Below are 11,544 nucleotides of genomic sequence, written 5' to 3'. Positions count from 1 at the left end.
CCGCGACCCGGTGATGAGCCTGGACGAGGCCCAGGTGCTGGAGGCGCTCGACGATCTCAGGCGCCTGTCGCTCGTCATCGAGTCGCAGGGCGGGCGGGTGGCCAAGTACGAACACAACCTGCAGCGCTGCCTGGGCGTGCCCGAGCAGTCGGCCGTGCTGCTGGGCCTGCTGATGCTGCGCGGGCCGCAGACCGCCGCCGAGCTGCGCCTGAACGCCGAGCGCTGGTACCGCTTTGCCGACATCTCCTCGGTCGAGGGCTTCCTGAACGAGCTGGCCGAACGCACCGAGGACAAGGGCGGGCCCCTGGCCGTGCTGCTGCCGCGCGCGCCGGGTGAGCGCGAAGCGCGCTGGGCGCAGCTGCTGTGCGGGCCCGTCACTACCGAATCGATAGCTGCCGGCGCGCATCCATCAAGCGCTTCAGGCACATTCGACGCTCAATCCGAGCGCATCGCCCGGCTCGAGTCGGAACTGGCGGCCCTGAGCGTCACAGTGGCCCGCCTGTGCGCCGAGCTGGGCGTGTCGCCTGACGGACCGACAAACCCGCCGGCGCATGCTACAACCGCGGGCTGACAAGGAGATCCCCCCATGGATTTGGCATTCACCCCCGACGAGCTGACATTTCGCGACGAGATCCGCGCCTGGGTCAAGGCAAACCTGCCACCGGCGATCGCCGCCAAGGTGCACAAGGCGCAAACGCTGACGCGCGACGACCAGCAGACCTGGGCCAAGATCCTGGGCAAGCAGGGCTGGCTGGGCTACGGCTGGCCCAAGCAGTTCGGCGGCCCGGGCTGGAGCGCGGTGCAAAAGCATTTGTTCGAAGAGGAATGCGCCATGGCCGGCGCGCCGCGCATCGTGCCCTTCGGCCCGGTGATGGTGGCGCCCGTCATCATGGCCTACGGCTCGCCCGAGCAGCAAAAGCGCTTTCTGCCCGGCATCGCTGACGGCTCCGTGTGGTGGAGCCAGGGCTACAGCGAGCCGGGTTCGGGGTCCGATCTGGCCTCGGTGCGCACCAAGGCCGAGCGCAAGGGCGACAAGTACATCGTCAACGGCCAGAAGACCTGGACCACGCTGGGCCAGTACGGCGAGTGGATGTTCAACCTGGTGCGCACCAGCAACGAGGGCAAGCCGCAAACCGGCATCAGCTTCTTGCTGCTGGACATGAAGTCGCCCGGCGTCAGCGTGCGCCCGATCAAGCTGCTGGACGGCGAGTGCGAGGTCAACGACGTGTTCTTCGACAACGTCGAGGTGCCGGCCGAGAACCTGATCGGCGAGGAGAACAAGGGCTGGACCTACGCCAAGCACCTGCTCAGCCACGAGCGCACCAACATCGCCGACGTGAACCGTGCCAAGCGCGAGCTGGAGCGGCTCAAGCGCATCGCCAAGGCCGAGGGCGTGTGGGACGATATGCGTTTTCGCGACCAGATCGCCCTGCTGGAGGTGGACATCGTGGCACTCGAGATGCTGGTGCTGCGCGTGCTGTCGGCCGAAAAGTCTGGGCGCAACGCGCTGGACATCGCCGGCCTGCTCAAGATCAAGGGCAGCGAGATCCAGCAGCGCTACACCGAGCTGATGATGCTGGCCGCCGGGCCCTACGCCCTGCCCTTCATCCACGAGGCCATGGCCGCCGGCTGGCAGGGCGACCAGGCCGCCGCCGCGGGCCTGCAGGGCTTTCCGGGCGGCAACGTCGACAACGCGCCGCTGGCGGCCAGCTACTTCAACATGCGCAAGACCACCATCTACGGCGGCAGCAACGAGGTGCAGCGCAACATCGTCGCGCAGACGGTGCTGGGCTGAGCGACGGTTAGAAGGCCTGAATACCGGACGCAGAGGACGCGAAGGATTCGCAAAGGACGCAAAAAATTCGAAATCATTTTTTGGATTTCTTTTGCGTCCTTTGCGTCATTTTTGCGTCCTCTGCGTCCGGCTGTTTTGCATTGACAGTTTCCAAGGATCCCCATCATGGACTTTGATTTTTCCGACGACCAACTGGCCTTGCGCGACGCCGTCGCCAAGTGGGTTGACAAGAGCTACGACGTGGAGCGCCGCAAGGCCATCGTGGCGGCGGGCGGCTTTGACCGCGGCGCCTACAACGCGCTGGCCGAGCTGGGCCTGACCGGCATCTACGTCGGCGAGGAGCACGGCGGCTTGGGCATGGGCCCGGTGGAGGCGATGGTGGTGCTCGAAGAACTGGGCCGCGGCATCGTGTGCGAGCCGCTGGCGCAGGCCTTTGTCACCAGCGCCATCATCCAGGCCCACGGCAACAGCGAGGTCAAGAGCGCCTGGCTGCCCAAGATCGCCAGCGGCGAGGCCCTGGTGGTGCTGGCGCAGCAAGAACGCAAGGCCCGCTACCGGCTCGATGTCTGCGAAGCAAAAGCGGTCAAATCCGGCACACGGTATGCGCTGACAGCTATCAAAAACATAGTTCTCGCGGGTGACAAGGCCGACGCCTTCGTGGTGCCCGCCATGCTGGACGGCAAGCTGGCGCTGTTCCTGGTCGAGCGCTCGGCCAAGGGCGTCGCCACCCGCGGCTACCCGACGCAGGACGAGGCGCGCGCCGCCGATGTCAAGCTGGATGGCGCCCCCGCGCAGCTCATCACCCCCGAAGGCCTGACGGCGCTGACGCACGCGGCGGACATCGGCATCGCCTGCGCCTGCGCGCTGGGCGTGGGCGCGATGGATCAAACGCTCAAACTCACCACCGAGTACATGAACCAGCGCAAGCAGTTCGGCGTGCCGATCGCCAGCTTTCAGGCGCTGCGCCACCGCGTGGCCGACATGAAGATGCAGCTTGAATTGGCGCGCTCGATGAGCTATTACGCCACCCTCAAGCTGGGCGCGCCCGAGGCCGAGCGTCGCCAGGCGCTGTCGCGCGCCAAGGTGCAGCTGGGCCAGGCGCTGCGCTTCGTCGGCCAGCAGTCGGTGCAGTTGCATGGCGGCATCGGCGTGACCGACGAATACATCGGCAGCCACTACTTCAAGTACCTGACGCAACTGGAGCTCTGCTGGGGCGACACCTTGCACCACCTGGGCCAGGTGAGCGAGCACATGCAGGACACCGCCGGCGTGTTTGCCTGAGGCCCGTCGGCCCGCGCACCGATTTTCCCGCGCGGGCTTATCATCTCCCACGGCGCCGCCTCACGCGGCGCCGTTTTTGTTTTCACATGTCCACGCAGCCCGCCCCGGCCAACGGCCCCGCCAATCCACGCCTGCTTCTGTGGATCATCGCCATCGGCATGTTCATGCAGCTGCTGGACTCGACCATCGTCAACACGGCCTTGCCGGCGATGGCGCGCAGCCTGGGCGAGCGCCCGCTGCGCATGCAGGCGGTGGTGGTGTCCTACGCGCTGACCATGGCGGTCGTCATCCCCTGCACCGGCTGGCTGGCCGACCGCTTCGGCACGCAGCGCATCTTCTCGCTGGCCATCGCCCTGTTCACCGCCGGCTCCATTGCCTGCGCCGCCTCGGCCAGCCTGAACCAGCTGATCGCCGCGCGCGTGCTGCAGGGCGTGGGCGGCGCCATGCTGATGCCCGTGGGGCGCCTGGTGGTGCTGCGCGCCTTCCCCAAGGACCAGTTCCTGGAGGCCATCAGCTTCGTCGCCATCCCCGCGCTGATCGGCCCGCTGATCGGCCCCACGCTGGGCGGCTGGCTGGTGGAGGTGGCCACCTGGCACTGGATCTTTTTGATCAACGTGCCGGTCGGGCTGATCGGCATCGCTGCCACGCTGCGCTACATCCCCAACTTTGTGGCCGCCGTGCCGGGGCGTTTCGATCTGGGCGGCTACCTGCTGCTGGCCGTGGCCATGGTCGCCACCTCGCTGGCGCTGGACGGGCTGTCGGGCCTGGGCTGGGCGCACACCCTTTTGGTGCTGCTGATGGTGCTGGGCCTGGCATCGCTGGCGGCCTACTGGCTGCACGCGCTGCGCAGCCCGGCGCCGATCTTCTCGCCCACGCTGTTTGCCATGCAGAGCTATCGCGTGGGCCTGCTGGGCAACCTGTTCGCGCGCATCGGCTCGGGCGCCATGCCTTACCTGCTGCCGCTGCTGCTGCAACTGGCGCTTGGCTATTCGCCCGCGCAGGCCGGCATGCTGATGCTGCCCGTGGCCATTGCCGGCATGATCAGCAAGCGCGCGGCCACGGCCATCATCACGCAGCTGGGCTACCAACGGGTGTTGGTGGGCAACACCTTTTTGCTGGGCGCCCTGATTGCCGCCTTTGCCCTGATGGGGTCCGATCAGCCGCTTGCGCTGCGCATCGTGCAACTGGCGGTGTTCGGTGCCGTCAACTCGTTCCAGTTCACCGCCATGAACGCGGTCACGCTCAAGGATCTGGCGCCGCAGCAGGCCGCCAGCGGCAACAGCCTGTTTTCGATGGTGCAGATGCTGGGCATGAGCCTGGGCGTGACCTGCGCCGCCGCGCTGGTGGTGGCTTTCAGCGCCTGGTTTCCCGAAGGCGGCGGCCACGGGCTGCCGGTGTTTCGCGCCGCCTTCGTCGCCATCGGCGTGATGACCATGGGCTCGGCCGCGATCTTCTGGCAGCTCGATCGGGGCCGGCCCGGCGCGCCGGTGCACTCACATGTGGTCGATGAAGTTTAGTCAGGCGCCGCTGGCCGCCCGCACGCGCGCCACCGCCGCGGGCAAATCCGTCCACGCCGGGCGCTGCGGCGCAAAGCGCGCGCGCAGGTAGCCGGCCAGCTCGGCGAGCTGGCGATCGTCGAAGGCCTGGTTGAACGCCGGCATGAAGCCGATGGCCCGCGTCGCCGGGTCCTGCACACCCTCCAGAATGGTGCGCAGCAGGTTGTCGGGCCGGTCGCTGTGCAGGTTGCTGTTCAGCGCCAGCGGCACGTTCACGCCCAGCAGGCGCGGGCCGGCGCCGTCGTGGTGGCAGGCGGCGCAGGCCTGCTCGAACATCCGCTGCGCCGGGCCCAGCAGCGCGGGCGCGGCCTGCGCGCCCTGGGCGATGGCGGTTTGTGCGGCCTGCTCGGCCTGCTGCGCCGTGGCGCCCGTGCCAAACGAAGCCAGGTAGTGCGCCATGGCGCGTACGTCGGACTCGGGCACGTCTTGCAGATTGCGCACCACCTCGGCCATGGGGCCGCCCACCGCGCCGTGCTGCGGGCTGTGGCCTTGGCGCAGGTAGTCGTAGAAGGCCTGCTCGGTCCAGGGTACGGGCCCCGGGTGGCGCGCCGTCAATGACGGGGCCTCCCAACCCTTGACCATGGCACCGCTCAAAAAGGCTGCACCACCTTGCTCCGCCCCCAGCGCATTGCGCGGCGTGTGGCAGGCGCCGCAGTGGCCCACGCCGTTCACCAGGTATTCGCCGCGCTGCCACAGCTCACTGCGCGTGGTTTCGGTGCTCAGGCGCGGGCCGGCGTCCAGATACAGCGCGTTCCAACCGGCCAGCAGCGGGCGCAGGCTGAAGGGGAATTTGAGCTGGGTGGACGAAGCCTCGGCGCGCACCGGTGGCTGGCTCATCAGCCAGGCGTAGAGCGCCGTCAGGTCTTCATCGGTCATGCGCGTGTAGGCCGTGTACGGAAAGGCCGGATACAGGTGATGCCCGTCGCGCGCGACGCCCTCGCGCATGGCGCGCTGGAAGGCGCTGAAGGACCACGCGCCGATCCCGGTGTCCACGTCGGGCGTGATGTTGGTGCTGTAGACGGTGCCAAAGGGCGTGTCCATGGCCAGGCCGCCGGCCAACGGCGCGCCGTCGCTGGCGGTGTGGCATTGCACGCAGTTGCCCAGCGCCGCCAACTGGCGGCCTTTTTCAATGGTCTGCGCTGTGTAGACCGCGGCCGACGCCGGGACCACGGGCGCGATGGTGGAGCGCCAGCCCAGCAGGCCCAGCAGCACGCCGAAAGCCCCCACGGCCAGCGAGCCGGCCTTGAGCCAGGCGCTGCGCCGGCGCGGCCAGGGGGCGCTGGCCGGCGGCTGGGGCAAGGCCGGCGCGGAGGCCGCAGCCGGCGGCGGTGGCGGCAGACCCGCGGTGTTGAGCGCGGCGCGCACCACCTCGGGCGTGAAGGGGGGCTGGCGCAGGCGCACGCCCGTCGCATCAAAAATCGCGTTGGCAATGGCCGCCGTGCCGGGCACCGAGGACGATTCGCCCACGCCCAGCGGCGGCTGGTCGGGCCGGGGCATTTGCATGACCTCGATCACCGGCACCTCGCGAAAGCTCAGGATAGGGTAGCTGCCCCATTCGCGGCTGGCCGGCAGGTGGGTGTCGACGTCGATGCGCAGCTGCTCCTTGAGCGCGCGGCTGGTGGTTTGCAGCACGTTGCCGTGCACCTGGTGCTCGACGCCGGCGGGGTTGACGACCAGGCCCGCGTCATGCCCCACCACCACGCGCCTGACGTGCACTTCGCCCGTCTTTGGGTTGACGTCTACGTCGGCCACCCAGGCCGACCAGGCCGCGCCAAAGCCCGGCCACTTGCTGTGCACGTAGCGCGCATAGGCCACGCCCTGGCCGTGCAGCCAGTCGCCGCTGGCGCCCTGCTGCTGCGGCGCGGTGTGTGGCTGCCAGCCGGCGCGCGCGGCGGTGGCTTGCAGCAGTTCGTGGGCACGCTCGTCCTTCAGGTAGCGCAGGCGATACGCCACCGGGTCCTGGCCGGCGGCGTGGGCCAGCTCGTCGATGTAGCTCTCGTGCGCAAAGCTGTTGGGCAGGGCCGACACGCCGCGCAGCCAGGCCGCGCGCAGGATGGGCGGCATGTCGTTGATGGTGACGCGCAAGTCGGCGATGTCGTAGGGCGGGCGCGCGGTGCGGTCGCCCATGGCGAAGGCATGCGCACCGGGCTCGATCGTGCGCGTGAGCAGCAGCGCCAGCGTGGGCGCGGCGTTGGAGGGATAGCTGCTGCGAAAGTCATAGCCAGCGATGCCCCCTGCCGCCGTGACGCCGCCGCGCACCTCCATCAGTTGCGCGGCGCCCTTGGGCTCCCACAGGTTTTCCTGCTCGCGCGTGAGTTGCACGCGCACGGGCGCGCCCACGGCGCGCGCCAGCAACGCGGCGTCGGCCGCCACGTCGTCGGCGCCGTTGCGGCCGTAGCAACCCGAAGCCTCCAGCCGCACCACGTCGATGGCCACGTCGGGCAGGTCCAGCAAGCGCGACAGGTCGGCGCGCAGCGCGTGCGGGTGCTGGCTGCCGGCGTACACGCGCAGCGCGGGCTGCTGATCCGGCCCGCGCCAGTCGGCCACGGCGCACGAGGGGCCGATCGAGCCGTGCAGCTGGTAGGGCCAGACGTAGCTGCGCTCCAGCACCTGGCTGGCGCCGGCCAGGGCCTGGTTGACGTCGCCCTCGTCGACCACCTGGCGCGCGGTAGCGGGGTTGTCGCGCAGCGCCTGGGCCAGGTCGCCCAGCGGGGGCATGCCGGGCCAGGGCTTCCAGCGCACGGCCAGCTGCGCGGCGGCCTGCTCGGCCTGCTCCTCGCGCTCGGCCACCACGCCGACAAAGTCGCGGATGACCACCACGGCACGCACGCCGGGGATGTGGGCGATGGAGCGCTCGTCCACCGATTCGAGCGTGTTGCCGATGAACTCGCCGTGGTCGGCCCCCGCGTAGGGCGGGCGCAGCACGCGGCCGTGCAGCATGCCGGGCAGGCGCACGTCGTGCACAAACACCGCCTCGCCAAAGGCCTTGGCGGCAATGTCCACGCGCGGCGCGCTCTGGCCCACCACGCGGTGCTCGGCCACGGGCTTGACGGGCGCGTCCACATCCAGCGCCAGCACCACGCGGCGGCCGTGCAGCAACTCGCCATAGCCCACGCCGCGCGCCGCGTCGCCCCGCACGCTGACGCGGCCGGCATCCACGCTCAATTGCTCGGGCGTCACCTGCAGGCGCGCGGCCGCCTCGCCCAGCAGCCAGGCGCGCGCCTGGGCCGCCGCCTGGCGCAGCGGCACGGCGCTGATCTGGATGGAGGCGCTGGCGATGGTGGGCCCCTGGTTGGGCGCGCGGCCGGTGTCGCCCAGCACCATGTCCACCTGGTCCAGGCGCAGGTCCAGCTCCTCGGCGACGATCTGGCCCAGCGCGGTGCGGATGCCCGTGCCCAGGTCCACGTGGCCGTTCAGGCCCAGGGCGGTGCCGTCGTCCCACACGGCCAGCAGCACCTCCACGCCCTCGGCCGGGTTGCTGGCGATGAAGGGCGGCTGGCCCGGCGTGGGCGGCGGGGGTGGCGGCGGCTCGCGCGTGATGAGCAGCACACCCGTGGCGTTCAGGAAATCGCCGCGCGTGCGCAGCTGGCTCAGGCGCTCGGCGCGGTTCATGGCGGCTCGCCCGGCGTGCGGGCGGTATCGGCCAGCGCCCGTGTGGCGCGTTCGACCGCCGCCAGAATTTCGAGGTGCGTGCCGCAGCGGCACAGGTTGCCGGCCAGCGCGTCGCGCACCGCCTGCGCGCTGGAGCGCGGCTCATGCGCCAGCAAGGCCGCCGCGCTCATGATCATGCCGTTCAGGCAATAGCCGCACTGCGCCGCCTGCGCGGCGATGAAGGCGCTTTGCACCGGGTGCGGGCGGGCGCGATCGCCCAGGCCCTCCAGCGTGGTGATGGCGCGGCCCTGCACCTTGGCCGCCGGGATCACGCAGGCGCGCGCCGCCACGCCATCCACGTGCACGGTGCAAGCGCCGCACTGGCCCAGGCCGCAGCCGTATTTGGGCCCGTTCAGATGCAGGTCGTGGCGCAGCACCTGCAGCAGGGTGGCGCGGCGCCCGACCCTCAGCGCGTGCTCGGCGCCGTTGACGATCAGCGTGATGTCAATGGAATCGCCGGACACCGATGCCATGGGCTGCTCAAACTCCCCTTCAACCGGCTTCGGCGCCGCTGATGCGACGCAGCAAATGGGTGAGCTGCCGGCGCTCGTCGGCGTTCAGGTCGCCAAAGGTCAGCTCGGTGATCTGCTGGGCGTGCGGCAAGGTCTCGGCCACGGTGCGCTGGCCCTGCTCGGTCAGCGCGACGGTGGCGTGGCGCTTGTCGCCGGGCTCGTGCGCGACGGCGACCTTGCCGCTCCACTTCAGACGCTCGACGATGCCGCGCACGGCCGGCTCGTCCATCGCCGTGACGCTCACGATCTGGCCGATGGTGGCGTCGGGGTGGTCGCGCACGGCGCACAGCACGACGAACTGCGAGGCGCTGAGCTGGCTGGCCGGCACCACCGCCTGGAAGATCGCCGTGTGCCGTTGATACGCCCGGCGCAGTAAGTGGCCGACCTGGTCCGTCACGCGGTATTCGCCGGGAGATGCCGAAGTGCTCATGAGGTGCCTCGCATGTGCAATGAAGAAAGCCGACCGCTGACGCGCGATCACGCCTGCACGATGTCGCCGGACTGGATGCGCTTGACGCCCTTGGCCGCCATTTGCTTCCAGGCGGCGGCGAGCGAGCCGTTCAGGTCGATGGCGCGCGTGGCGTCCTCGATCACATAGGTCTCGAAGCCCAGCCGGCGCGCGTCCATGGCCGTCCAGGCCACGCAAAAATCGGTGGCCAGGCCGGTGACGAACACGGTCTTGATGCCACGCGCCTTGAGGTAGCCCGCCAGGCCCGTGGTGGTCTTGTGATCGGCTTCCTCGAAGGCCGAGTAGCTGTCCATGTCCTTGTGAAAGCCCTTGCGGATGATGAGCTGGGCAGTGGGCAGCTTCAGGCCCTTGTTCAGCGCCGCGTCTTCGGTGCCTTGCACGCAGTGGTCGGGCCACAGCACTTGCTGGCCATAGCCCAGCTTGATGCTGGAGAACGGCTTTTGCCCCGGGTGCGCGCTGGCAAACGAAGTGTGACCCGCCGTGTGCCAGTCCTGCGTGACGACGATGTTGTCGAACGCGCCGGCCAGCTTGTTGATGACGGGCACCACGTCGGCACCCCCCTTGACGGGCAGGGTGCCACCGTCGATGAAACAGTTTTGCACGTCGACCACGATCAGCGCGGCCTTGGCGCCGGGCTTGATCCCGGCGGCGGCCCACGCGGGCACCGACAGGCCGGCCAGGGCGGTGGCGGCGAAATGAATCAAGAGACTTCTGCGTTGCATGATGGACACCCCCAAAACAGGTCAGACACTCAGATAGGTGCGACGAACGAGTTCGGCCTGCGCCAGCTCGTCCATCGTCCCCTCGAATCGGATCTGGCCTTTTTCCAGCACGTAGGCCCGGTCCGACACCCATTCGGCGAAGTGCAGATTCTGCTCGGACAGCAGGATGCTCACGCCCTTGGCCTTGAGCTCGACGATCATGTTGGCCATTTGCTCGACGATGACGGGGGCCACACCCTCGGACGGCTCATCGAGCAGCACCAGAAAGGGGTTGCCCATCAGCGTGCGGCCCACGGTCAGCATCTGCTGCTCGCCGCCGCTCATGCGCCCGCCGAGGCGGTCGGGCATCTCGCCCAGGTTGGGAAAGAGCTGATAGAGCGCCTGCGGCGTCCACACCGGCGCGACCGATCCGTCCGGCCAGCGGCGCGGCGCCTGGCGGCCCACCTCCAGGTTCTCGGTCACCGTCAGATCGACGAAGATGCGCCGGTCCTCGGGCACGAAGCCCATGCCCAGCGCGGCGATCTGGTGGGGCTGCCGCTGCGAAACGTCGTGATCCATGAAACGCACCGTGCCCTTGCGCTTGTCCATCAGGCCCATCAGCGTCTTGAGCGTGGTGGACTTGCCCGCGCCGTTGCGCCCCATCAGGGCCACCACCTCGCCGCGGCGCACCTGCAGATTCAAATCAAACAGGATTTGCGCGGCGCCGTACCAGGCGCACAGGCCGTGCACGTCCAGCAGCACGTCGGCGTGATCGGGGTGCACCGCCGTCATGCCGCCTGCTCCTGCCTGGCCCGCGCGCCGCGCCGTTCAAAAGTCTTGCCGGTGCCGAAATAGACTTCCTGCACCTTGGGATCGTTGCGGATGGCCTCGGCCTGGCCTTCGGCGATCAAGCGCCCGCGCGCCAGCACCACCATGCGGTCGGCGTAGGCAAACACCACGTCCATGCTGTGCTCGGTGAACAGCACGGCGATGCCGCGCTCGACCACCAGCTTCTTGGTCAGCGCCATCAGCTCGTTGCGCTCCTTGGGCGCCATGCCGGCGGTGGGCTCGTCCATCAGCAGCAGCTTGGGGTTGTTGGCCATGGCGATGGCCAGCTCCACGCGCTTGACATCGCCATAGGCCAGCACGCTGCATGGGCGGTCGGCCTGCGCGGCCATGCCCACCCGGTCCAGCAAATCCAGCGCGTCGCTGCGGCGGTGGCGCGCCGCCGGCGCCCACATTGAAAACAGCTTGCGGTCTTGCGAGAGCAGGGCCATCTGCACGTTCTCGACCACAGTGAGCGAGGAAAACGTGGCCGCGATCTGGAAGGTGCGCCCCACCCCCAGGCGCCAGATGGCGCGCGGTGCCAGGCCAATCAGCTCGACACCGTCCAGCCGGATCGAGCCGCGGTCGGCGCGCAACTGGCCATTGACCATGTTGAACGTGGTGGACTTGCCCGCCCCGTTGGGGCCGATCAGCGCCAGCAGCTCGCCGGCCTTCAGATCGAAGCTCACGCCATCGACGGCCTTGACGCCGCCGAAGGACTTGCCCAGGTTCTTGACGACCAGCAGACTCATGT

The 11,544-nt window shown here is 69.3% G+C and carries 10 protein-coding genes; 4 read left to right on the top strand and 6 right to left on the bottom strand.

The features are described 5' to 3' along the window. From U1F38_RS14520 to mdtD, 4 genes are all read left to right on the top strand, one after another. Positions 1–571, top strand: a 571-nt coding sequence (locus U1F38_RS14520) for a YceH family protein (protein ID WP_409987784.1), incomplete at its 5' end; no start/stop codon positions are given. A 15-nt stretch (positions 572–586) separates the two neighbouring features. Further along, the gene (locus U1F38_RS14515) at positions 587–1,795 is read left to right on the top strand and encodes an acyl-CoA dehydrogenase family protein (RefSeq protein ID WP_409987783.1); all 1,209 of its coding nucleotides are present in this window, start codon (positions 587–589) and stop codon (positions 1,793–1,795) included. A gap of 165 nt (positions 1,796–1,960) precedes the next feature. After that, entirely contained in the window at positions 1,961–3,076 is a 1,116-nt protein-coding gene (locus tag U1F38_RS14510; protein WP_409987782.1) for an acyl-CoA dehydrogenase family protein, read from the top strand. 86 nt (positions 3,077–3,162) lie between these two features. Then, entirely contained in the window at positions 3,163–4,593 is a 1,431-nt protein-coding gene (mdtD, locus tag U1F38_RS14505; RefSeq protein WP_409987781.1) for a multidrug transporter subunit MdtD, read from the top strand. On the opposite strand, the gene U1F38_RS14500 is transcribed toward mdtD, so the two are convergent. The 6 genes from U1F38_RS14500 to U1F38_RS14475 are packed head-to-tail and all read right to left on the bottom strand — an operon-like array spanning position 4,594 to position 11,542. Further along, positions 4,594–8,244, bottom strand: a complete 3,651-nt coding sequence (locus U1F38_RS14500; protein WP_409987780.1) for a molybdopterin cofactor-binding domain-containing protein — start codon at positions 8,242–8,244, stop codon at positions 4,594–4,596. Further along, a complete protein-coding gene (locus tag U1F38_RS14495) occupies positions 8,241–8,756 on the bottom strand; it encodes a (2Fe-2S)-binding protein (RefSeq protein ID WP_409987779.1) in 516 nt (171 codons plus the stop codon). Before U1F38_RS14495 ends, U1F38_RS14500 begins: the two co-directional genes overlap by 4 nt. A gap of 19 nt (positions 8,757–8,775) precedes the next feature. Continuing rightward, positions 8,776–9,225: a MarR family winged helix-turn-helix transcriptional regulator gene (locus U1F38_RS14490; RefSeq protein WP_409987778.1), complete on the bottom strand. Its 450-nt coding sequence runs from the start codon at positions 9,223–9,225 to the stop codon at positions 8,776–8,778. A 47-nt stretch (positions 9,226–9,272) separates the two neighbouring features. Further along, positions 9,273–9,986 carry a bifunctional nicotinamidase/pyrazinamidase gene (gene pncA / locus U1F38_RS14485; protein WP_409987777.1) on the bottom strand — a complete coding sequence of 238 codons (714 nt, stop codon included), beginning with the start codon at positions 9,984–9,986 and terminating at the stop codon, positions 9,273–9,275. Positions 9,987–10,007: 21 nt separating this feature from the next. Continuing rightward, positions 10,008–10,757 (bottom strand): ABC transporter ATP-binding protein, encoded by a 750-nt coding sequence (locus U1F38_RS14480; protein WP_409987776.1) that lies wholly within the window; start codon positions 10,755–10,757, stop codon positions 10,008–10,010. Further along, a complete protein-coding gene (locus U1F38_RS14475; RefSeq protein WP_409987775.1) occupies positions 10,754–11,542 on the bottom strand; it encodes an ABC transporter ATP-binding protein in 789 nt (262 codons plus the stop codon). Before U1F38_RS14475 ends, U1F38_RS14480 begins: the two co-directional genes overlap by 4 nt. Between the last annotated feature and the right edge of the window lie 2 nt (positions 11,543–11,544).

Source organism: Ottowia sp. (assembly GCF_046348305.1).
Classification (GTDB): Bacteria; Pseudomonadota; Gammaproteobacteria; order Burkholderiales; family Burkholderiaceae_C; genus Ottowia.
The sequence above is the reverse complement of the archived record's forward strand: the minus strand, read 5'-3'. Positions and strand labels throughout refer to the sequence as shown.